Source organism: Bacillus sp. ISL-35 (assembly GCF_018613355.1).
Lineage (GTDB): Bacteria > Bacillota > Bacilli > Bacillales > Cytobacillaceae > Mesobacillus.
This window is the reverse complement of record NZ_JAGGQK010000001.1, coordinates 434,087-457,685: the sequence shown is the minus strand read 5'-3', so window position 1 is coordinate 457,685 and position 23,599 is coordinate 434,087. Positions and strand designations below refer to the sequence as shown.

Sequence of the window (23,599 nt, the reverse complement as noted above, 5' to 3'; positions counted from 1 at the left end):
TGAATGATATCAATCTGTTCCATTATGGCTTTGGGAATTTTTCATCGTGATGAAAAAATCTTTGATGAATTCCGTATAATTGAAGTTAATTGCTACTTGATGGACAGGGAATTCAGCCTTGCTGACCGTATTCCTGAAATCTCCTATGCTCTGTCCAAATGCCTCGCCCCGATTCACGACAATCTTGACAGGAACTTTACGGTAAACGACCTTCTCCTCATTCAGCAATGCCCATAAAGTAAGAACATCGTGGAGAGGCGCACCTGTCAGCTCAGGATTCCGCTTCTTATAAAATTTATAGTAATAATCGAACATGGGCTTTACCAGGCTTCCAACTTTACTTCCGATTGATTGGTAATATGCATCCAGCTCATCAATAAGCGCGGGTGTCACAATCGCTCCGCTTGTGACATTAAGAGGTATGATCTTGACAGGTGTTTTTGCTTGTGTCAGGACTATATTTGCAGCGTAAGGATCACCATAGAAGTTCGCTTCTGCTACTGGTGAGACATTCCCCGGTTCATTGAAAGCACCACCCATGATATAAAAATCCTTTACTTTTTTCATGGTTCCAGGATAAAGGATGAATCCAGCAGCAAGAGATGATAGCCTGCCAACGTTGACAATGATGATCTCATTCGGATTTTTTTCGATGATTTCCTTGATGCCATGGAAGTTTTCAAGTGTGGAATCCACTTCAAAATCTGGTATGATAGGGCCAAGCCCTTCTACCCCATGTACATCTGGTACATATTCAGGCGGGTCTCCCGTTAATGGCAGTTCTGCGCCAGCAAAGGCAGGAACATCATGCCTTCCTGTCAGTTCCTGCAAATAAGCAGCATTCCGGAGCGCATCCTGTTTTGATACATTCCCGTAATCCGCCACTACGCCAACCAGATCAATTTCCTTGTTGAAAAAAGCATATAAAACAGCAATATTATCATCAATTCCAAAATCACTAAAGAACAGCATCTTTTTCGCCACAACCGAGCACCCCCTTGTAAAATTATATTGAAGGGGTTGAAAATAATGGCAAAAAAATAAAAAGCCCTGAATTTTACTCAGGACTTTCTGCTAATACCGGGACCATTATCTCAAAAGTGGTTCCTGAGCCTTTGATACTGGACACTTTAATTTGCCCTTTCATCCGTTCAACAATCTGGTAACACACCATCAATCCCATGCCAGTTCCCCGCTCCTTTAATGAATAAAAAGCGGTTCCCAGCCTTGAGAGCTCCTCTGATGTCATCCCAACTCCTGTATCCTTTATGATGAAGACTCCATAATCGCCTTTTTTTTCAACGGTCAAACTGAGCTTCCCTCCGCCTTCCATTGCTTCGATCCCATTTTTCAGGATATTGATCAACACCTGCTTTAATTCACTTTTGTTTCCCTTGATTTTCACTGGCTCCTTTATATCGGTATGCAGGGAAATATTCTTGGACATCATCGCATAAGAGCTCATTAGGTCCATTACCTGTTCAGCCAATTCTTTTCCTTCGATGGTTTCCAGCTTCCCAACATCAGGTTTTGCAAGGCTTAAATAATCATTGATGATGGTTTCCGCCCTGTTCAATTCTTCAATCATCAGTTTTAAATATGTATGCTCTTCCTCACTCATGTCCTTCGCAAGGAAAATTTGCAGGAATCCTTTTACTACGGTCATAGGGTTCCTGATTTCATGGGCAACAGAAGCAGCAAGCTGGCCGATGGCGTTCATCTTTTCAGCACGCTGAAGCTCTTGCTGCAGCTTAGTTCGTTCAAAAATATCCTCAATTGTGTTAATCGCTTCCTCCAGCAAAAGCGATTCATTTTCTTCGAGTGAAGACTGTCCCAGTTGCCTTGATGCAGCTGATACACTTTTGAACAGCTGAGAAAGCTGAGATGCCATCTCATTAAACTGTTCACTCAATATACTCAATTCAGACTGGTCGCGGACAGGCAACTGAACAGAAAAATTACCAGAACTGATTTCCTTTAACCCATAAAACAAGTCATCCACAGGTTTCATCACCTTTTTGAGGCCCCAATTCAAAATGATATAAACCGCTACTAAAATGGCGGACATCTGGACGATTAGCAGAAAAAGGATTTCCATCTGATTTTGCCTGATGATTGTTGCCTTGGCATCGATTCCCAGTATTGCGACTACTTCCCCGCTATTATCCATGATAGGGGCAAAGGATGACACCCATGATCCATACTGGTCCGAGAAAATATCTGTACTTGTTACCTTATTCTGATCCCGGCTGGCGCGAAAAGCACTTAGAAATTGATCACCTGCGTCGTAAAACATCTGGGATCCAAAGGAATAGTCTCGATAAATGTCAGAAGCGGCCAGGATATAAACTTTTTGGTTCTGATATTCTTCAGGCAGTATGATATACGCTCCAAGGAAAGAAGCACTTTTCTCCCCGACCATGGTCAGAAGTTTCTCAAGCCTCTCGCTTGATGGGTTTGTCTCTTTCCTGAGATGTTCTGCAGTTTTTATATCGTCCGGGTCAATAGTTGATGACCAAATTCCTGCAACTCCCTCAACCTTGTCAGTCATTTGATCTTTCAGCTGTTTTGATTGAAGGTAAAAACTTGTCCCCATGATCGAAACGACAACAATCGTTGTAATCATGTAAGAAAACATCCATACTTTATTGAATAATGAAAGGTTTTTTAGATTGAATTTCATATTTTCATGGTCACTATCCGTTCTATCAAGAGTGAATAGTTAAAACATTCGACATTCTTTCATGATTTCCTGTATGCTTCAACAACTTTACTGACCGAATTTGGAATAGGACTCTCAAATGGGGCTGTTGATTTAACAGAACCTTAATATAAAAACGGACTTTGTCGAGTTTGGTTATTTGCTAAAAATGCATAAAGGCCTGGGAATTTAAGATCCCAAGCCGTATCACAAACGATATGTAATTCATTCGAAGTAATACATGAAGCCAATTGCACCGGGGCCAGTATGGGTACTGACGATGGGCGTTGTGTCTTCAATGGTAAAATGATCATAGCCTGAGCTTTCAACGACAGCTTCCTTAATTCTTTCAGCGAGGCTTAACCCTTCGGCATGAACCAAACCTACCCCTTTTATCATTTTTCCTTCTGTATCTTCAGTAAATTGTTTTTTTAGATATTTAACGACTTGCGAATGACTCCTCGCTTTCGATACAGGAGTATATTCTCCACCTTCCAGTGAGGCAATCGGCTTTATGTTCAACAATGAGCCAATCATCGCTCTTCCTTTACCGATCCTTCCACCCTTGACCAGGTTTTCAAGTGTATCAACGACAACAAAAAGGCGAGTCTGTTTTCTTACTGTATCCAGTCTTGTCAAAATCTCATCTACTGACTTCCCTTCGGCTGCCATCAGTGCTGCCTCAAGCACCTGAAAAGCCAATCCTTTCGAAATGAACCGGGAGTCGACGACATTCACTTTCGCACTGGACATCTGGGCAGCGCTTTCTGCTGAGCGTACTGTACCGCTCATTCCGCCTGTCATATGGATCGAAATGACTTCATAGCCATCCGCAGCAAGCTCGTCATACAACTTCAGAAATTCGCCAGCAGGAGGCTGCGAACTTTTTGGCAGGTCAGCAGAAGCCTTCATTTTCTCCATGAATTCACCCGGAGTGATGTCCACCCGATCCAGATAATTTTCTCCATCAATTGAAATGGATAATGGAACAACAATGATTCCCCATTTCTTAATGGTCTCCTCATTCAGATCACAAGTGGAATCTGTTACTATTTTAATTTTAGCCACAATATCACATCCCTATCAAAAACACTATTACTATTATACCTATTCGTCATGACAAATTAAAATATTTACTTGTCCTCCTTTGTAGCTGCATTAATATTATATGTATTCATCCCGGGTGAACTCCCGCGAGCCACAAACAGGCTGAAATAACTGAAAAAAGAACAAAAGCGCCTACTAGGAGGCGCTTCAAAAATAAATCTTCAGGCGTTATTTTTCAATTCAGCAGATTTGAACAGCTGCTCATAATCCGGCCATTTCATCACTCTCTTTAAATACTCTTTGAACGAATAAAACTTTTTTGCGTTTCTTTCCTGATAGATTGCTGTAATAAAAGTTTGCAAACGGACTTGGATCATAAAATAAAAAGAACTCTCTTCTTCCAACACAGGAATTTCCACGACTTTAACCTTCTGTCCAACAACATTTTTGAACTCTAGGCTTTTGAATAACAAAATATCAATCCTCTTTTATACCCGTTTGTATATATTATACCCTAAATCAAGGTCGAAATGTGTCTGTTTGCGCTGAATACAAAAAAAATTAATCCTTTTCCATTCCGCTAAGCTTCAAGATTCACAACCTTAAAACCCGCCATTTTCTCGGCAAGCAGACAGGCCTTCACTACACTCAACAGAGACTATAAATCAACTTTCAGCTTTAACAGAGCCAAAAACAAAAAAAACGCATGGACACGCCCACACGTTTTTAAGACTTTTTTATTTGAATGCTTCTAGCTCAATGTTAAAAGGAGGATTCCTCATCATCCATATCTCCATATTGCTCCTGCCACTCTTTTTCCTTCTTAAGCTTCCGCCTGTATACCACTTTAGACAAGTTGATGCTGACCTCATACAATAACAGCAACGGAATCGTCACCAGGATATCTGACATGAAATCCGGAGGCGAAATAACTACTGAGATGACAACCAGTATGAAGTATGCATACTTCCTGACTTTTACCAAAACATAAGGGTTTATGACCCCGAGTGAGGTCAGGAACATCACGACGACCGGCAGCTCGAATAGGACTCCGAACGGGATTGTCATATTCATAATGAACTTGAAATACTTTTCTGCTGTAAAGTTTGTGACAAGCATGTCCCCGCTCAGTTCGACCAGGAAACTAAGGACTGTAGGGAAAATCACGAAATAGCCAAAAGCAAGACCAACGATGAATAAGATGAACAGCGCCGGTATGTACGAAAGGGAAAGTTTCCGTTCAATCGGTCTGAGAGCCGGTTTGACGAACAGCCATATTTGTATTGCCAGTACCGGTATCGTACCAGCAATAGCGATGATTGTAGCGAGCATGAAGTAAATCCAGATTATATCGCTTGGTCCCAGGACTATTAACTTCACATCCAAATCCCGTACAAAGAAATGGTATATGTCTTTGACAAAATAAAAACCTAAGCCAAAGAAAACAATGAAGGCCACAGCAGAAACAATCAGCCTGTTCCTCAGCTCATCAAGATGATCCACCAGATTTAATTCTTTATCTTCCATACCAATCCCCTGCCAATTCCATTTGTTGCATTTCCATTTCCATAATCAGGCAGCAAACTTCAGCCCCCGAAAGAAAAAGGGGTAAGACAAAAGCATCTTACACCCTATTTAGTGACTTTAGTAATTTCCTTTTTTTCATCTTCGAATTCTTCCATAACATCACTTGTCAATTCGCGAGTTGATTTCTTGAATTCACGAAGCGTCTGGCCAAATGCACGTCCAATCTCAGGAAGTTTCTTTGGTCCAAAGATAATGAGTGCTAAGACAAGGATTAAGATCAATCCAGGAACTCCGATGTTTGATAACATATCAACATCTCCTTTTTCATATTGTAAATCTACTATGATTATAGTACTTTTCATCCACAAAGTGGAGGAATGCTGCGAAAGTTCATAAGAAATTCACAAAGGACACAATGTTCCAACTAAATGTGACATTTTCTATTCTATAACATTTGTCCTCAATTATCTATTGTTAATGTTATACCAGTAAATTAAACAATTGATGTTCCTTATTCAATTCCATGAAGGCAAAGCCCTTTTTCTCCATGCTGGCAATGAGCCTATTGTATTCATGTTTATTCTTCAATTCAATACCGACAAGCGCCGGCCCGCTCTCTTTATTATTTTTCTTCGTATATTCAAACCTCGTAATGTCATCCCCTGGTCCAAGAACATCATCAAGGAATTCACGCAGCGCCCCAGCCCGTTGAGGAAAATTGACTATGAAATAATGAAGCAGGCCTTCATGGAGCAAAGATCTTTCCTTGATCTCCTGCATCCTGCCGATGTCATTATTGCCGCCGCTCACTACACAAACAACCGATTTGCCTTTGATTTCTTCCTTCAAAAGATCAAGGGCCGCAATTGGCAGGGCACCTGCCGGCTCCGTTACAATCGCATGTTCATTATATAGTTCCAGGATCGAAGTGCAGACCTTCCCTTCCGGAACCGCGACGAGCCCGTCAACATGCTCTTTGCAAATTTCATAGGTTTTGCTGCCCACACATTTCACAGCGGCACCGTCCACAAATGTATCAATATTGTCCAGGGGAAACGCACCATTCCTGTCAAAAGCTGCACTCATGGACGCTGCTCCGCTAGGCTCGACACCTATCAGTTTTGTCGCAGGGGAAACGCTTTTTATGTATGTGCTCAATCCAGCCATCAGGCCTCCACCGCCAATACTTGCGAGGACATAATCCACAGAATCCTGGCAGTCATTGAGGATCTCCACGGCAACGGTTCCCTGTCCGGCAATTACATTTTCATCATCGAATGGATGGATAAACTCTCTGCCTTCTTTCTCGGCACATTCCCGTGCCTCCCGGTATGAATCATCAAATGTGTCCCCAACCAGGACGATTTCAATAAATCCACGGCCGAACATTTCCACCTGGCTGATTTTTTGTCCCGGTGTGGTCGCAGGCATAAAGATCTTCCCATTCACACCAAGTTGTCTGCAGGCGTATGCCACACCCTGGGCGTGATTTCCGGCACTAGCACAGACTACTCCATTTTCCAATCCGTTTTCCCATAATAGCCTGACTGCATAATATGCTCCTCTAAGTTTAAAAGAACGTACATGCTGGAGGTCTTCTCTTTTCAGATAGATATCGGCTCCATATTTTTCCGATAATCGTTGATTCAATTGCAGCGGAGTATGGGCAACAATCTCTTTAAGATGCCTATAGGCAATAAGGATGTCTTCTACACTTACCCATTTTCCCTTTAATGTTTTTTGTTCCATCTCCTGTCACCCTCACTTTGCAAAATAATTAATTTGTTCATTATATCACAAAAAAAATATTTGTCGATTGAATTTTTAAAATATTTGAAATTCTAGGCTTTACATTGAATAAAATGAGAGTAAAATTACATATAATAACGAAAACATGCTGGAGGGAATTGAAAATGGAATTTTATTTGAACAGTTATGACGGGGCTTTGCCGGTAGAGGTTACCCTTGATGAAGACAACGGGCGTTATATGATCCGCAAAAGTGATACTAGCGGAGAGTTTTTCAACAGCCCTATTGAAATGGTAAAATGGATCCGCGATAATCTGAGGCCTGAGGATTTTTGCATTCCTTCAGAATTCACCAGGATGATGAATAGCCTTTCACAATTCGAATAACAAAATCCATCGTTCGTCCAGCCAGATTTCGAGATGAAAAACAAAGCCCTTGCGAAAAGCAGGGGCTTTTTGATGGAAATTGAATTCAGATCAGGAAGCAATTCTTTTTTCATCCCTTGAACGTATGATTTTATCTCGAACTTCATCAGCAATTGTGATTAAATCCTTATCCTTGTATTGCCAGCTATAAATTGGCTGACTGATGATGACATTTATTTTGGCTGGTTTGACAAGGCGGCCATTCTTTTCAAAGACATCAGCTGTACCCGTGATGGAAATTGGGACGATTGGGACACCAGAATCTTTGGCAAGACGGAAGCCCCCCGCTTTGAATCGCCCGATCGGACCACCCTTGCTTCTCGTTCCTTCCGGGAATATCACAAGTGAATGACCCTTCCTTAACAAATCCACCCCTGCTAAAATGGAATCTGCCGCTTTTTCGCGATTCTTCCTGTCAATAAATACACAATCAATCGCTTCCATCCAGGCAGACAAAATCGGGACTTTCTTGACTTCAATCTTGGAAATGAAGCCAAATGGTTTATCAATGGCGCCGATCAGGACCGGTATATCAAAATCACCTTCATGGTTGCTGGCGAACAAAACAGACCCTGCCGGAATATTGTTCAGCCCCTGCACCTCAATCTGGGATCCGGTCAGTGCCATGAACGTTTTTGACCAGTTTTTCGGCGTTTCATGGATTCTCCGCTTCTTCTGCTCAAACTCCATATCTTCCGGTAACCTTTTTATTCCTGACAGTTTTGGCAAGCTCCAGACAAGATAGCCACCCATATACAAAAAACACGCAATTAAACGAAGCATTGTTTCCTCCTAAGTACATTCTGTTGCCATTATAATGGATTTGTTTTATCAAGACTATATGATTATACAAATTAATAAGAAAAGTCTACTCACTTTTTTCCTTAACTCAAAGCGAATGGGTTTTCCCTTTATATTTTAATCTACGTACACTCTCCCTTTGACAGCTCTTCATAATTGTTCCTAAATGAAAAAAGCAATCCTTTTTGAGGACTGCTTCAATGTACGTGCTATTTGCGTTTAAAAATAAGGAATTCATAATCGTATGGATTCTTCTCATTCTTTGGACCGACTTCCCTTGTTTGGAGGTTCCACTTTTCTATGTCGAACACTGGGAAGAAGGTATCTCCTTCAAACTGATGATGGATCATTGTCAAATAAAGCCTGTCCGCTTCCGGCAAAATTTCCTTGAAAATCTCCGCACCGCCGATGACGAATACTTCTTCTTCCTTTTTATTTGCATAGTCCCTAAATTCTCCAATGGAGTTCATGACTGTGCAGCCCTCGGGCCTGTAGTTTTCATCCCGTGTTACCACAATATTTTCTCTTCCGGGTAGCGGCTTGCCTATCGATTCGAAGGTTTTTCTTCCCATCATGATCGGATGTCCCATCGTTACACGCTTGAAAAACTTTAAATCTTCGGGAAGCCTCCAGGGAAGCTGATTATGGTAACCAATTACTCTATTTTCGTCCATTGCCCAAATTAATGAAATCATACACTGACTGCCCCTTTAATATGAGGATGTGCTTCATAATTAACCAATTCGAAGTCTTCAAATTTAAAATCGAAGATCGATTTGACATCAGGATTCAGCTTCATTTTTGGCAATGGTTTAGGATCCCTTGTCAGCTGGAGTTTAACCTGTTCAACATGGTTAGAGTATATATGCGTATCACCAAAGGTATGCACGAAATCGCCAGGCTCTAGGTCGCAAACATGGGCAACCATCATTGTCAGGAGCGCATAGGAAGCGATATTAAATGGCACACCAAGGAATACATCCGCCGATCTTTGGTATAGCTGGCAAGAAAGCTTGCCATCGGCTACATAAAACTGGAACATACAGTGGCATGGCGGCAAGGCCATATTCTTAATTTCCGCTACATTCCATGCATTGACAATCATTCTTCTGGAATCAGGATTGGTTTTGATTGTATGGATCAATTCTGAAATCTGGTCAACGGTTTCCCCATCAGCACCGTCCCATGAGCGCCACTGATGTCCGTACACCGGCCCTAGTTCACCATTTTCATCTGCCCACTCATTCCAAATCCTTACACCGTTTTCCTGTAAGTACTTAACATTCGTATCACCATTCAAAAACCAAAGCAGTTCATGGATGATCGATTTTAGGTGAAGCTTTTTGGTCGTCAGCAGCGGAAATCCATCCTGGAGATTAAAACGCATCTGGTAGCCGAACGTACTGATTGTCCCTGTACCGGTACGGTCTTCCTTTTTTACACCTGTGTCCAAGACATGTTTACATAATTCTAGATATTGTTTCATGAATTTCCCTGCCCTTCAAAACCTACGATTTATTTCTATTCATTTTAGCAAGTATAACGGATGGAATAAAGGATATTCCTCTTTTTATCTTTGATGTTCCCTATCAGGATTCCTGCTTGTTTTTAACAGAATTCTTGAAAAATACTATTTCAGTCCTTCAATATAATGATAGGTTTGCGGAGCTGCTTCCTTCAACAAACGTGCAGGCATCCCGCCAATATAGTACATAGCAAAGCATTCGGCAAAATATTCCTCCGGATAATCCAGGAAATACGCCCTGCCGGGAAAAAGCAGGCGGCTCTCTTGTTTCCATATCGTCAGGAACCTTTCTTCCTCCCTGATTCCGTCATAGACATGCCGGTCGAGTGAATGTGCCAGCTCGTGCAATTCAAGATTGACCGACCCGTGCCCCTTTCCCTTCTCACTGCTTCCAATTTTAACAAGAACAACTCTGGATCCTCCAATTCCCGGAACCTGGTCCCATGTCCGTTTAGATGTGTAGCCCCGCGGAATGACCCCCTTTAAGTGACTGGCCGTAGGATTATCAGTGAGGTTGCCTTCAAATAATCGAACTTTAATATTTTGATTGATTGCTTTCTTGATCATGGATTCTGGCAAAAGGGTGAGACGCCCGATAATCTTCGCTGCTTCCACTTGATCGAAGTCATCCTCAGGAAGTACCACCAGGTTTCCTGCCAGACTGGCTTTTTCAGGAGCCAAAGATTCATACAGTAAAGATTGTTTAGGGTATTCAAAAAGAAAAATGCCATCCATATTGGCATTAGAGCTTCCTAGAAGTGTGAAGGAAAGAATGATAACCACGAATATTTGAAAAACTTTTCGCATGCATTATCCCCTTTCCCGAAGAGTTTTTTCTGGACGAAAAACAATAAATGTGGATAACGATAGAGTGAGGGATTTCTCATTAGTAATCTATTAAAATTATAACATATGTTCGCTTGCCTGCTGGCTGAGAAATTCAGGAAACATACTATTGCTGTGGATTTTCTCTATAAAAGGGAAGAGGTTATACTTATGTTTAAGTTTTGGTAGTTTGTCAGCGGATTAAAAAGTTTGAATGAGAGATTTTGTTAGCGGAAAAATCCATTATTTATCGTTAAAAAACAAAAAGACTCATCCGTGCAGAATGGATGAGTATGCCACTGGATTGATCAATGTGGTGGTCCTATTGTTTGTTGCAGTTTCACCAGACGCTCTTTGCTTTTTTCTCCCAACCGTTTATTTTCCTCTTCGAGCGACCTGGTTTCCTGCATACCTTTCATAATAATATGATAACATTCTTCAATCATCTCGATTGTAATGCTCGGCATATCCAAAACTGCGGGAACTTCCCTGCTTTGCCCATTGATGTTCTTGCTCTTCACGAAGACTATCCTGTTCGTCCTTTTGCCCAGCTCTTTCAAGGAATCGGCAAGCAACTTCTGTCTTTTCGCAGCGATGATCTGGATCAATCCATCCTTAAAAATAGGAATGGTGCTAACGAATGCCGAGTTCATCTTGGCAGCCAGCCTGTCGTTTCCGCTCTGCAGCATCTTTATTTGAGGTGCCGCTTGCAATGCAACCATTTTAGCCATTTCAAGGTCATGAATTCTTTGCTCAAGAGCTTCTACCGCATTGCTCCATGGGTCAACTTCCATTGAGACCATAAGATCACCATTCGTAACAGGTTGTTCCAGTCTCATCTCTTCGCTTGCTTTCCATTCATTGAGCCTCATTTCGGCAGCGACTATATATTTTTCAAGCGTCAAGTAATGTTGGTAATTTTGTTCAAGCAACTTCTCCAGCCTAGTCGACCTTTCTGCCATTTCTCTTTTGCATTTGACGATCTTCACATATATTTGATCTATTTCGTTGCCAATCAACTGATACTTACTCATTAATCTATCCATTACATTCCCAGTTTTCTTGAATAGTCTGCTAAACAATCCGACTGCTGTTTTTTCAAAATCCTTCCTGTCAAAGCGGTCCATAACTTTCCCCAGCTGGTTGAGTATGTGCCCATAATCCGCTTGGTTATCCTTCAAAATAAAATCAAGAAGCTGATCAGAGAAACGGGAAACCTCAACAGCAGGTTCCATTCCAAATTCAAGAATTTTGATAAGATCCTGCTCATCAATGCTCCTGGCCAGATGCTGGACCTCCTGTTCTTTTAACAACGCCTGCTTTAATTTTGACACCTTTGCATCGTTCCACTTCCCTGGGGAACGATCCGAATAAGGGCTTACATTTTGATCATTGATCGGAAACATCAACCTAATCACTCCTTAGACTTTTGAATAGTCCTTGAACAATGATTTTTTGCAAGACAGAAGGTTCCTTTAGTTCCTGTTCAAATACTACGTCCTCAAGCCAATGGGTAACAAAGACTCTCTTTTCAATGAATTTTTCAATATCGCTGTGGCCTGCAGGATTATAAATGATCAAATCTGTGCCTAACTGGTTCAATAACAGCAGCAGGGCTGCGTCTGGCCTGGTAATGGTTCCATTCAGCTCGTTATTGTAAATGATCACCTTCGGCACTTCCTGGGAAAAATCGAACTTCTGCAGCATTTTCAATATGCCTTCCGGTATCTGCATTGACTGTGTAAACAAATAGACCCTGATATCATCTACTTTCTCATTGTTTTGAGGCTTCAGCCCCGGATCGGCACAAATCCTCCTGATTGCTGATGCGATAGCTGTTTGTAGCCATTCGGGCATGTGATGGTATTTCCAATAGTGTGCGCCGGCCATCTTTTTCGGGTCAAGCAGTCCGTCTCTGTCGAGAGCCTTGTGATAATGAAACCGAAAATCACTATTGGCCCCTGTGGAAAATGGGAGCGTTTTAACGAGTAGTGCATTCTCCTGGAGAACAAGCCGATGAAAGCTTCCAATACTCTCTCCGCTTATTGCTGACCCCATTGATTTTAGCGAACAGCGCAGGAACCCTAACCGTTTTATCTTTCATCTCAAAATATGGCCTCACCATCGCCTTTTCCTCTGCTACCAGGAACAATTCTTCGTAAGTTGTTTTCAGAGTGATAACCGAAGGTACATAGTCTCTCAACTGCCATCTTTTATACAATAATCTTCCAGCATCCGTCAGAATGTTTTCGATTTCTTTTGAAGCCTGATACGCTACTGTAGCGCTGTTATTTCTATGTTCAGTCGGAAACCTTTCTGGATCTTGCTTTTCGGGATATTCATGCAAAAAGCAGCGGAATCCCTCCTGTGCAGCCATTTCAAGGGCGTCGTTTCCTGCCGGTGTGAATGATATGACATCACAGCCTATTTCCAGCAAAAGGAACAGTAAGTACTGGTGGCTTTTTGTGTAATTTCCATACCAAAGAAAAGCTGGCATCTTCTTTTCTGGATCTGCCTTTCCCAAATGTTGGCCAAGTTGGCCGAGGGTCCAGCCAAGGACATCGTCAAGGATATTAACGGAACTTTCGCCCGCCAGTCCCACGTCTTCATTTTTACTATATAGATTGAGCATTTCCATCAGTGCGAGTTTTACTTGGCGGTTGATGATGGGATGATCGGACTTCAGCAGCAAATCCTTTTCTTCGAGGATTAAGACAATGTCTTTTATTGAAACATTTCTTTTTTGGCAGGTGGAAACTGCTTTTTGTATTGTCAGCATACGGGCAGCTTCCAATCTGCTGACTACTATCTCCTCGCTTAGCAATATCAGGTCATGGGAGTGAACATAATCATATAACTGGTTATAATATTCATCTTCATCATGCGGAATACCTGTGAAACTGGCTGCAACCTGCCCTATATGTATGAAATTGCCATCTTTTTTAAAAGACGGCCGCTCATGTGCTGGAGTTTTTAACATAGACAACCAGTTCCCGTCTGTTAAAGGTAATGCATGCTTCACTATATGATACTCTGATGAATACATAGAATCACATCCCACTGAACAAAAAATCGTTACTAGTCGCTGCCAAGCTATCTGATTCCATTATAATGGAAAAACCAACTGCAAACCTCTACTACCTTTACGTGCAGGTTCTAAAAATGTTTCACGGATCAGGAATATGTCTGATTTTCACTTTCAAAGCCGTCCCTGCATATAGATAAATACTTCAATCTGGAAGGGTGACGCACATGCGCTTCTTATATAAGAGACAGCCTATTGGCGAGCTGGAAGAGGAATTATCCCAGGTCTGGCAGGCTATGTCTTCTGGCTGGCTGGTATTATTTGATCTGTTATTCTATTCGTTCATTCTCACCCTCCTGCTCATGCCACTAACATTCACGTTAACCAGGATAACCGGCACATTCATCATTATCTATTCTTCACTTGCCTGCTTATTCCTGTTGATTAGGAAGGCAGCGAAAGAAAAGGATGTAACTCAAATAAAGTGAGTTTGCTATATCTCTGTCCATCATGAACCTGATTACGGACACTTTTGCTTGCCGTTTGGATTTCTGTCCATCAAAAGAGGAACAGACATGCATCTGTTCCCTGACTCGTTTTATTGGACATTCTTTTGCTGCTCCGTTTCTGCAGCTTTTTTCTTGTTCGTGTAGTGAACTACAAAGGTTGCTATGAAGGTGATTAGCAGCAGAATAAAGAAATGTGCATGTTCGATATGAAGACCGAAAACACCGGCCAGCATTTTTGCAGATATGATAAAAATGAGGATATATGCTGTTGTCTCAAGTTCAGGGATCCGTTCAATCAATCTGATGAAGATTCCTGCAACTCCCCGCATCATCAGAACACCCAGCATCCCGCCAAGCAGCAATACCCAAACTTCCTCACTGATCCCCAGTGCTGCCAGGACGCTATCCACGGAAAAAGCAATATCCATCAATTCCACTGCGGCAACCGTGCCCCAGAATGTCCCGAACATTCGGATCAGAAGCCCACTTTTATTAATTTCAGGAATTTCTCCGTTTTCCGGGATCTCTCCTTTTTTCTTTTCCATAAAGTATTTAGTCGCCAGCCAGGCAAGATAGCCGGCGCCAAGAACCTTAACCCACCAGAATTCAATAAGGTATACACCGATTCCGATGGCAATGAACCTGAACGCATAGGCGCCCAGCAATCCATAGAACAACGCCCTTTTCCTCTGTTTTTCAGGCAAATGCTTTACCATTACAGCCAAGACTAAAGCATTATCAGCAGATAAAAGTCCTTCAAGGATGATGAGAGTCCCGATCAGCCCCCAGCTAACTGGATCCGTTAATACCTCGATCCACATATCCCAATTGAAAAATTGGGCATAAGTATCAACAAAACCTTGTATGATGTCCGCCATTCTAGATGTTCCTCCCATTTTTCAGCTCTAGGTCCATGTATAGAAAAACCCAGCATCAGCCGGGTCTTTACTAAAAACATATTTCGTTTTTCTTAATTTAAGTCCTATTTCAGCCAAAAAAATGAGAAGCATTTAATCACAGTGCCTGCGGGCAGATTTGATTCAACTTTTCCATTTTGGAGGAGTGTTTTTCGCCCAGAAGATTCTTCCCAGCTCATAATGAGTCTGGAACTCGTCATGATAGGTATGGTAATGGAAGTTAAACCAGTGACCATCCTTTGGCGGCTGGTCCCTTCTGACATGGAAGCGGATAATGTCCTTGCCATTGTCTCCAATTATATGAAAGATCTTTTCTGACTCGCCACCGCCAGGCATTTCGGTAATCTGCAGTGTATTGAGTTTTTCACCGGGATATTGCACAGCTACCATTTCAATTGCCTTTTCAATGTTCGGCAAGATTGTCTGCCTGAATTCATCCTCAATCACTGGGCCAATTTTTCCACCGAATTTCTCGAAGGACTGAAGTTCAGCTTCCCTCATCGCCCTGTCAATGAACCGGTTCCGCTCCACATCTTCATCAAAACTGTCATCAAGGGAATCAAGGTAAGCCGTTTCAGCGGCAGTCGATCTATCTGATCTTTCAGCTGTAGTTGTCAGGAACCCATTCACCTGGGCAGGAGAGACCATCCCAAAGGTAACAATCGATATCATGACAACTAACGATTTACGGAGCCATGCAGGCATTTGGATCACATCCTTATGTAAATAGGAAGAATTATTAACTGTTAAAATAAAAATCTATCAGCATTGTTAAAATATGATTTAATGCAGCCTGTCCTGGTAAAAATAATATCAGTACGTTGGTTTAATATCATTATAACTTGTTTATACGTATATGTGGGCGATGGGTTTCAGATTTTTCAAAAATGGTTATAAGGAAATATTAGAGGCTTGTTTATTGAGTTAAAAAGGGGGTCAAAAATATGGAGTGGATCACTATAGCTGTCAGTTTGTTTATGCTAGCTTATTTTGTTTATTTAGCCATTGCTGATTGAGCCGTGGAGTTTTTGTGGACGGACAGTAAAAATCCATTTATTGTCCGTCACTCAAGCCAAATAGGCCCTTCACATCCACCATCTTTTGCTATGATTCCAAAGTGGAACTTTGCTGATTTCCTGACGATTACTTTGAAACCGTACTCTTCAAATCTCCTGCTCCTGAAATGATCTTTGAGAATAATCCTCTTCCTGGCAACGCGCTTTGCCTGATCCATCAGTTCATCCGAAAGTCCCTCATAAACAGCAAAATTCGTTAAGCTCCTGATTCCATCCGACTCAAGGATCGACTCATCAAACATTGGATCAAAGTAAACACAATCGATGCTGTTGTCTTCCATTTCTTTTAAGATATCCAGTGAATAACCTTTAATTACATGAATCCTTTCCATCGCCCTGTTGATCAGTTCATTGCCAGAATCCCACATACGCAGGCCTCTCTTCACTAAATAGGAAAGCTCCTGCCTTGCCTCTATTCCAGTTACAGAACCTTTTTCACCGACGACAAAACTGGCCACGATACTATCCGAACCAAGACCAAGAGAACAATCAAGGAAGCTCATCCCCTCATGCAATTGTGCTGCGTCTATAAGAGGATCTCTTTCCCCGTTCATAAGTCTTTTAATGCGAAACATCGCTGAATTGGGATGAAAAAAGAAAGGCTCTGTCTCCCCGAACGGAAATAGCTCCAGTCTTTCCTTTCCAACTACCAGGCAGTCATCCTTTATCTGTTCCTGGAGCTTTGAAACCGATCTTTTCTTTCTTGGAATAAACTCCGTTTCAAACTCGGCCGCAATTGCTTTTGCCTGGGCAGTCATATGTTCATCCGTCCTGCCCGCTGTTGTCACAAACACAACAAACACCTCCTGGCTTAAAAAAAGAAAAAGGACGTCATTTGACATCCTTTCCCGATTGGCAAATCTGATTTCACATGGATTTTACCCCATCGTAAAAGATTACGATTGCAACTAAAAGCCGACCCGTGCATTTTGCGGGATATCCCGCAAATAATTTTAGCAGTTAGCTTCGAACGAAGCAGTTAAGTTCTCCATGATCGCTTCCATTGGCTGGCCTTCGATATCATGACGAGGAATGAAGTGAACCACTTCTTTTCCCTTCAACAATGCCATAGATGGTGAAGAAGGCTCAAGGTCTGTAAAATATTCACGCATTTTTGCAGTCGCTTCCTTATCCTGCCCTGCAAAAACCGTGACAAAATGATCGGGCTTCTTTTCGCTTCTTAAAATTGCCTGTGTTGCTGATGGACGGGCAAGACCTGCCGCACAGCCACATACAGAGTTAACAACGACCAAAGTGGTACCTTCCGCACTTTCCATGAAATCTTCTACTTCATCTGCAGTAAGCAATTCTTTGAAACCTGCGCGAGTCAGTTCTTCACGCATCGGCTTGACCATTTGCCTCATATATTCTTCATATGCCATTGACATAAATATTCCCTCCCAAACATTGGTTTGCAGTGTTAGCATACTATATTATTTGGGCCAAACGCAATAAAAGAACGCCACAGTCTAGGAATGAACGGGCTCCTGTACTTTTTCCCCTTCAAAAAGGTCCGTTACAGCTCCTTTGGAAGAACAGGAAACAAGTCGAGCATATTTAGCCAGAGTCCCTCTCGATGGCAGTGCCGGCGGTGTCCAGTTCTGTTTGCGGGCAGCAAGTTCTTCATCACTCAGCGCCACTGATAACACTTTTTGTTCACTATCAATCGTAATCATGTCTCCGTTTTGTATCAAGGCAATCGGGCCGCCAACCTGGGCTTCAGGAGCTATATGGCCAATGACAAGGCCGTGGCTTCCTCCAGAAAACCTTCCGTCTGTAAGCAAGGCCACACTTTCTCCCAGGCCCTTTCCAACAAGGATGGCTGATAATGACAGCATTTCAGGCATGCCCGGTCCGCCTTTTGGCCCCTCATAACGAATGACCAATACATCACCGGCAACGATTTCATCGGACATCACTGCCTTTGATGCTGATTCTTCATCGTCAAATACCTTTGCTGGACCTGTCATACTTTTCACTTTCAGGCCAGAAACCTTTGCTACTGCTCCGTCCGGGGCAAGATTCCCTTTGATGACCACTAGCGGCCCATTTTCTCTGAAAGGCTGATCAACCGGCCGGATTACTTTTTGGCCCGGATTCAAGTCCGGGAATTCCTGAAGGTTCTCTGCGATTGTTTTGCCAGTAACCGTTAGACAATCTCCATGAAGCATTCCTTCTTTTAAAAGCATCTTCATGACAGCTGGGACTCCTCCTGCTTCGAAAAGATCCTGCATGACGTATTGCCCGCTTGGTTTCAGGTCTGCCAGGTGAGGGACTTTTTCCTGAATCCTATTAAAATCTTCAAGGGTAAGGTCAACTTCAGCCGCATTGGCGATTGCCATCAAATGGAGCACCGCATTTGTGGACCCGCCAAGTGCCATTACCACGGTAATCGCGTTCTCAAAAGCTTCTTTTGTTAAAATCTGTCTTGGACGGATATCCTTTTCAAGCATCTGATAAACCACTTCCCCGGCCTTAAAGCAATCATCCCGCTTCTCATCCGTTTCAGCTGGATGGGATGAACTGCCCGGCAAGCTCATTCCGAGTGCTTCAATCGCGCTGGCCATCGTGTTGGCTGTATACATCCCTCCGCACGAACCCGAACCCGGACAAGCATGACACTCAATTTTGTGCAGCTGTCCATCGCCGATGGCGCCTTTATTATACTGGCCAACCCCTTCGAACGCAGATACTATATCAATATCCTTGACATCCAGTTTTCCAGGCTTGATTGTCCCTCCATATACAAAAACTGAGGGAAGATCCATCCTTGCGATCGCCATCATACAGCCTGGCATATTTTTATCACAGCCGCCAATTGCGACAAATCCATCAAGGCTTTCTCCCTGGACTACTGTTTCAATAGAATCAGCAATCAAGTCGCGGCTCGGCAGGGAATAGCGCATCCCTTCCGTTCCCATCGAGATACCGTCGGACACAGTGATTGTATTGAAAATCAGAGGAGCACCACCCGCTGCTCTCGCTCCCTCTTTCGCTTTAACAGCCAGCTTATCGATATGTATATTACACGGAGTAACCTCGCTCCAGGTACTTGCAATTCCGATCATCGGCTTTTTAAAATCCTCATCATTGAAGCCAACTGCACGAAGCATCGCTCTGTTTGGTGCCTTCCTGGCATCATCACTGAAAACATGACTTTTAATTCTTAAATCTTTTCCCATTGATTGTCCCTCCCGATTTTTTATTCATTACCTTACCTCTTTTCAAAACTAATTGCAATAATAATCTAAATATTTTAATTATTAAATATTTGTAAGCGGATTCATCGGGATAAAAAAAAAACACACAGGAAATATTGCATTTTCCTGTGTGTCTTTTATTGATTATTGTTTTCTTGATTCAGTCATCTGTTTCCATACTGACCCTTTTGCTTCTTCGCCATGTTCAATCCGGGCAATCGCCAATTTCACCTGCATGCTTACTTCAAATTCGGAATCATCTTCAGCTTGCTTTAATGCAGGCAATGCCCGCTCATCCCCAACTTCATACAGGAACATGGCGGCACGCCAGCGGACAAGCTTGCTTTGATCTTTGAGAGCCTTCATCATTGCGTCCATCGCTTCCGGGAATCCAAGGTCCGATAAGCAATCTCCCGCTGTCCTGCGAACTGTAACGGTTTTATCCTCCAAGGCCTTATACAATAAAGGCAGTGCATTTTTATCCTCAATCATTCCTACATACACTGTTGCCAGGCGGCGTATGGAGGCTTTCTCATCCTGTAACGCTTTTTCAAGTACAGGCAGGTCATCTATTGTCGGGTCATCCATCTGTTCAAGGAGCTGATATCTGATGCGCCAATCAGGATTGTCCAAATCAGCTTCCGTTAGCCTGATTTTCTTCTTTGCTGCTTGCAACTGGGCTTCCTGCGCTGGATTTTTCGCTAACTTGACCAGATCCTCCAGCCTCTCCGGAGGGTAAGCTGCCAAAAGCTCTTCGACAACCTCATTTCCAACCTGTTCAAATTCGCCATATCGGACTCCAAGTTCTTTCCACCTTCGGACCATTACCACGTTATCTTCCGGTGTCTGAACTTCTCCTACTTTTTTCACAAATAATTCTGGAAGTCCGTACCGCTTCTCTTCTGTTCCATCTGTTAGCTTCACCTGCATTGGTATCCCTTTATACACCTGGACGAGCACTTTGATTTCGCCAAAGTGTTCATTGATTGCAGGGGCACCATTTCCAGATTCCTCTGCATCTTCGCCGAACGCTTTCCGCACTTCAGGAAGAATGACCTTCCAGTCAAATTTGGCATTCCTTTCGACTGCAAGGAAGTCTGCCACATGGTAAACCCCTTTTACCCCTTCAATATCCAATATGTTTAAAACGACTTCCGGTGCCCCGGCCGCCGAGTCCTTTTTATAGTTATTGCTCTTGCCCATTGGAAGTTCTTCATCCAGATTGATTTTCATCGTATTCGGGCTTGGTGTTGGTTCAATTGATATAATTTTCACATTCCCACCCCTTTATATTTTTCAGGAATGAAGCCATTTTAACATAACAAGTGAACAATCGCATTTAGGAACCATTATAGTTATGGTCCAACCATAGAAAGCAGCTGTGTTAAACCAAAAGAATGAAAACCTCCGATAAGAATATTGCCTCGACTGTCCAGCTAGTTTTGGAGGATTTCTTTTAAGGTTTTATTTAGCTTTTCAATCTGGGAAAGAGCCGTTTTGGAATGTGGCGATTTTTTCAGGCTTGACATGAAACTGGTTATTGCATTTTGGTAACTTTCAACCGCCTGCTCATGGTCACCTGTTTCAATAAAGAAATCTCCCATCTCTGCAAAGATTTTCCCCCTGCTGTTAAACCCATAAATATAGTCAGGTGTATGGATAAGCACGTCATTACTTTTCTCTAATGCCGTTTGATACGCTTCCAATGCGAGTTTATAATTTTTTTGTTTTCTATGCATTCTCCCCAGTGTCCTGTATGCTGATGAAATTCTGTTCCTTGAACTCCCCTGTTTTTCGGTCAATTCCAAAACTTTATCAAAAGAACTGATAGCAAGATTAAATGACTCGGTCGCCTTATCGTACATCCCTAAGTCAATATATAAATCAAGTAGATCTACAGATGCATGTCCCAGCATTTCATGGACATCTATATAGTCCGGGACATTTTTTACGACTTTTTTATAAATCTTAATGGCTGTTGTGAAGTTTGCCAGCTTTTCTTCTGCACGGGTATCAACCGGTAAAGCTTCAGCCAGCCTTTTGTAAGCAAGTCCCTGATTGGCAATCACACGGAGATCCAATTCATTGTCATTATCCTTTAATGCCCGTTCATATGCTTTAATTGACTCATGAAAATGGGAAAAATCCTCGTTAACCAGTTGGGTCTCATCATGTTCAATCTCCCCCAGTTTTTCATGGATCTGTCCAATTACTGCATACAATGTTGAAGTGGCATGACCGGAGTCTATTAATTTGAGACATTTTTCAAGTGCCAATTCATAGGCTTGTTTGGCTTGATCGTATTGAGACAATAGTTTAAACAATTTTCCCATTCTGGTATAAATCAAAGAAATTTCTTCAGAATGGTCTGCTTCCTGGAATTTCTGTTCCAGAATCGCAGCTGCTTCCTTGTAGTTTCTTATTGCCAGTTCATATCGATTAGTATTTCTGTATAAATCAGCTAAATTATGCTTTATATCCGCTATCGACCTATAAATACCACATAGATCACCATTATTCTCATCTCGCAATTCTTCGTAATAACCAACCAGTGCTTGATTACTGTGATCAACAGCAGCTTCATATTGTCCTTTTAAAGTAAATAATTCGCCAAGCTTTTGATTTAATAATGCGGTCAACTTCCGGTTTAGTGATCGGCCTTCCAAAAGACTGGTAAACTCCTGAATGATACAGGACCATTCGCCTTCATGAATAAGCAAGGTTGTATGCTTTCTGATCCATCCAAACAGTTCTTCATCTTCAAGAATATATTTACCATGATATAAACCCTCTGCAAAGGCAAAGCTCAGTCGGACATCATCAATTTCCCTGTTCAACATGCTGGTGTAATATTGGAACAAAAATGAGTGCACTCTTTCGAATAAAGATTGGGACTCACTCTGGACTTGATCACATAGTCCTTCTTTCATCAGTTTATGCATCGACCAATAACCCCGTTGCTCTGATTCACTGATAAACGAAAAATCGCAAAGCTGCTGATACGCCGTTGTTGGATAAAATGTATTGAATTCATTAACTAATTGGCAGAATAGTTCTTCAGTCCAATATCTAGGAATAGACAGCACCTTTAATGTTTCTTTCTCAGACCTGTCCAAATATTTTAAGAACCGCTGCAGTACCTCATCAGGCCTTCTGGAAAAATCATTTACATGGGGAATACTATTTCTAGAAACCAATTGATATGTATCTACCATCAAATCCAGATAATACGGCAAACCTTCACTTCCCTGAATGATTTTTTCTTGAATGCCTTCATCTGTAATGCCGCAGGAATTCAAAAAACTTTTACAATCTGTCGGAGAGAGTTCACCCATCAAATGTTGTTCCACAACGCACTCCCATTCAGGGTTCAACTTATCCCAAGTGATTTTCTCCCTTCCACAAATCACATTCAAAACTGGAACGTCCTCAAATTGGAGAATAAACTCCCTTATCCATTCATCTTTATCTCCGATAGACCCAATAGTTCGCTCGGATTCCCACAATGCTTCATAAGTATCATAGAAAAATATCACGTTTTTCCCAGTCCGCTTTATCCAGTCAATCAAGTCACTCGCCCAATAGACCAATAGCATCTCTTCGATGTCCTTTGGATGCATGTCCTTTAAATCGGTTAAAATGTCTTTCCCGGTTCTCGTCCACCATTGAAGGATTTCCTTGTATTGGGCAAACCCATCTATGAGCTTAATCGTCTTTGGGATCCATTGAACAACAGGTATATTTTCCAATTGAGTGATTAGTTCCCCAACAAAGTTCCCTTCCTCTAAAAAAGGAATTGTTTTTCGGTCTGCCTTTAATGATTGTTGCGGTCTCATCCTTCTCCAATACACAGCATATGCCAGATCAAAGGTAGTAAACTTGATCCCATTTTCATTTGCCAGCTGTTGCCTAAACCAAATGAGTGCTTCTGAGGGTTCCCGATGCTTCACTTCCCTGAAATCAATTGAGATTTTAATTGAATTCCCATCTATAGAATCTGTAAGACCCATTAATTCTTTCAGTAATCTTGTTTTCCCTATGCCGCCTACCCCGTAAAATACCAATACTTTGTATTCCTGGTGACTCAAAGATTTCATTGCCTTCCTAAACGATAGCTTTGGCTCTTCTCTATCTGTAAATTGCCGCGAAGCCGTTTCTTTCATTTGCCTGAGTGAACGCTTTGGTTTTATCATATTTCCCCCAACAAAATTTTACTTTTTCGTTAAGAATTCTACAAATGGGCCTTTTCTCCTCTTTAAGAAGTATATATTT

At 42.1% G+C, this 23,599-nt stretch carries 23 protein-coding genes; 2 read left to right on the top strand and 21 right to left on the bottom strand.

Annotation, left to right across the window (positions count from 1 at the left end; all coding sequences use genetic code 11):
• Window positions 1–9 precede the first annotated feature (9 nt).
• The 7 genes from J7E38_RS02375 to ilvA all read right to left on the bottom strand — a co-directional run bounded on the left by J7E38_RS02375 (window position 10) and on the right by ilvA (window position 7,024).
• Window positions 10–984, bottom strand: coding sequence for a nucleoside hydrolase (locus J7E38_RS02375; protein WP_214708138.1), 975 nt, complete (start codon window positions 982–984; stop codon window positions 10–12).
• Window positions 985–1,057: 73 nt separating this feature from the next.
• Window positions 1,058–2,626, bottom strand: a complete 1,569-nt coding sequence (locus J7E38_RS02370) for a sensor histidine kinase (RefSeq protein ID WP_214708140.1) — start codon at window positions 2,624–2,626, stop codon at window positions 1,058–1,060.
• A 300-nt stretch (window positions 2,627–2,926) separates the two neighbouring features.
• The gene (locus tag J7E38_RS02365) at window positions 2,927–3,769 is read right to left on the bottom strand and encodes a DegV family protein (protein WP_214708142.1); all 843 of its coding nucleotides are present in this window, start codon (window positions 3,767–3,769) and stop codon (window positions 2,927–2,929) included.
• Between the two features lie 200 nt (window positions 3,770–3,969).
• Window positions 3,970–4,221 (bottom strand): DUF2535 family protein, encoded by a 252-nt coding sequence (locus tag J7E38_RS02360; protein ID WP_144479905.1) that lies wholly within the window; start codon window positions 4,219–4,221, stop codon window positions 3,970–3,972.
• A 289-nt stretch (window positions 4,222–4,510) separates the two neighbouring features.
• Entirely contained in the window at window positions 4,511–5,275 is a 765-nt protein-coding gene (tatC, locus tag J7E38_RS02355) for a twin-arginine translocase subunit TatC (RefSeq protein ID WP_214708144.1), read from the bottom strand.
• A gap of 104 nt (window positions 5,276–5,379) precedes the next feature.
• Window positions 5,380–5,583, bottom strand: coding sequence for a twin-arginine translocase TatA/TatE family subunit (locus tag J7E38_RS02350; RefSeq protein ID WP_079509461.1), 204 nt, complete (start codon window positions 5,581–5,583; stop codon window positions 5,380–5,382).
• A 172-nt stretch (window positions 5,584–5,755) separates the two neighbouring features.
• Window positions 5,756–7,024 (bottom strand): threonine ammonia-lyase IlvA, encoded by a 1,269-nt coding sequence (ilvA, locus tag J7E38_RS02345; protein WP_214708146.1) that lies wholly within the window; start codon window positions 7,022–7,024, stop codon window positions 5,756–5,758.
• A gap of 164 nt (window positions 7,025–7,188) precedes the next feature.
• Here ilvA and J7E38_RS02340 point away from each other — a divergent pair, with 164 nt between their 5' ends.
• On the top strand, window positions 7,189–7,410 hold the full coding sequence (locus J7E38_RS02340) for a hypothetical protein (RefSeq protein WP_214708148.1): 222 nt from the start codon (window positions 7,189–7,191) through the stop codon (window positions 7,408–7,410).
• A gap of 90 nt (window positions 7,411–7,500) precedes the next feature.
• Here J7E38_RS02340 and J7E38_RS02335 read toward each other — a convergent pair whose 3' ends face one another.
• From J7E38_RS02335 to J7E38_RS24250, 7 genes are all read right to left on the bottom strand, one after another.
• Entirely contained in the window at window positions 7,501–8,232 is a 732-nt protein-coding gene (locus tag J7E38_RS02335) for a lysophospholipid acyltransferase family protein (RefSeq protein WP_214708150.1), read from the bottom strand.
• Window positions 8,233–8,459: 227 nt separating this feature from the next.
• Window positions 8,460–8,945: a dihydrofolate reductase gene (locus J7E38_RS02330; protein ID WP_214708152.1), complete on the bottom strand. Its 486-nt coding sequence runs from the start codon at window positions 8,943–8,945 to the stop codon at window positions 8,460–8,462.
• Window positions 8,942–9,736 carry a thymidylate synthase gene (locus J7E38_RS02325; protein WP_214708154.1) on the bottom strand — a complete coding sequence of 265 codons (795 nt, stop codon included), beginning with the start codon at window positions 9,734–9,736 and terminating at the stop codon, window positions 8,942–8,944. The genes J7E38_RS02330 and J7E38_RS02325 overlap by 4 nt, the downstream gene beginning before the upstream one ends.
• Window positions 9,737–9,880: 144 nt before the next feature.
• Window positions 9,881–10,582: an anthrax toxin lethal factor-related metalloendopeptidase gene (locus tag J7E38_RS02320; protein ID WP_214708156.1), complete on the bottom strand. Its 702-nt coding sequence runs from the start codon at window positions 10,580–10,582 to the stop codon at window positions 9,881–9,883.
• A gap of 326 nt (window positions 10,583–10,908) precedes the next feature.
• On the bottom strand, window positions 10,909–12,006 hold the full coding sequence (locus J7E38_RS02315) for a toxic anion resistance protein (protein ID WP_215038154.1): 1,098 nt from the start codon (window positions 12,004–12,006) through the stop codon (window positions 10,909–10,911).
• 4 nt (window positions 12,007–12,010) lie between these two features.
• Complete coding sequence (locus J7E38_RS24255; protein ID WP_214708160.1) at window positions 12,011–12,658, bottom strand: YceG family protein; 648 nt, start codon at window positions 12,656–12,658, stop codon at window positions 12,011–12,013.
• The gene (locus J7E38_RS24250) at window positions 12,582–13,580 is read right to left on the bottom strand and encodes a YceG family protein (RefSeq protein ID WP_353049931.1); all 999 of its coding nucleotides are present in this window, start codon (window positions 13,578–13,580) and stop codon (window positions 12,582–12,584) included. The genes J7E38_RS24255 and J7E38_RS24250 overlap by 77 nt, the downstream gene beginning before the upstream one ends.
• Window positions 13,581–13,852: 272 nt before the next feature.
• Here J7E38_RS24250 and J7E38_RS02305 point away from each other — a divergent pair, with 272 nt between their 5' ends.
• Complete coding sequence (locus J7E38_RS02305) at window positions 13,853–14,113, top strand: hypothetical protein (protein ID WP_214708164.1); 261 nt, start codon at window positions 13,853–13,855, stop codon at window positions 14,111–14,113.
• A 110-nt stretch (window positions 14,114–14,223) separates the two neighbouring features.
• On the opposite strand, the gene J7E38_RS02300 is transcribed toward J7E38_RS02305, so the two are convergent.
• The 7 genes from J7E38_RS02300 to J7E38_RS02270 all read right to left on the bottom strand — a co-directional run bounded on the left by J7E38_RS02300 (window position 14,224) and on the right by J7E38_RS02270 (window position 23,520).
• Window positions 14,224–15,012, bottom strand: coding sequence for a TerC family protein (locus J7E38_RS02300; RefSeq protein ID WP_214708166.1), 789 nt, complete (start codon window positions 15,010–15,012; stop codon window positions 14,224–14,226).
• Between the two features lie 162 nt (window positions 15,013–15,174).
• Complete coding sequence (locus J7E38_RS02295; protein WP_214708168.1) at window positions 15,175–15,756, bottom strand: YpjP family protein; 582 nt, start codon at window positions 15,754–15,756, stop codon at window positions 15,175–15,177.
• A 358-nt stretch (window positions 15,757–16,114) separates the two neighbouring features.
• Window positions 16,115–16,921, bottom strand: a complete 807-nt coding sequence (locus J7E38_RS02290; RefSeq protein ID WP_214708170.1) for a class I SAM-dependent methyltransferase — start codon at window positions 16,919–16,921, stop codon at window positions 16,115–16,117.
• A 159-nt stretch (window positions 16,922–17,080) separates the two neighbouring features.
• Complete coding sequence (locus J7E38_RS02285) at window positions 17,081–17,515, bottom strand: BrxA/BrxB family bacilliredoxin (RefSeq protein WP_214708172.1); 435 nt, start codon at window positions 17,513–17,515, stop codon at window positions 17,081–17,083.
• An 81-nt stretch (window positions 17,516–17,596) separates the two neighbouring features.
• A complete protein-coding gene (ilvD, locus tag J7E38_RS02280) occupies window positions 17,597–19,309 on the bottom strand; it encodes a dihydroxy-acid dehydratase (protein ID WP_214708174.1) in 1,713 nt (570 codons plus the stop codon).
• Between the two features lie 162 nt (window positions 19,310–19,471).
• Window positions 19,472–20,602 carry a conserved virulence factor C family protein gene (locus tag J7E38_RS02275; RefSeq protein WP_214708175.1) on the bottom strand — a complete coding sequence of 377 codons (1,131 nt, stop codon included), beginning with the start codon at window positions 20,600–20,602 and terminating at the stop codon, window positions 19,472–19,474.
• Window positions 20,603–20,763: 161 nt separating this feature from the next.
• Window positions 20,764–23,520, bottom strand: a complete 2,757-nt coding sequence (locus tag J7E38_RS02270; protein ID WP_214708177.1) for a tetratricopeptide repeat protein — start codon at window positions 23,518–23,520, stop codon at window positions 20,764–20,766.
• Window positions 23,521–23,599: the final 79 nt, after the last annotated feature.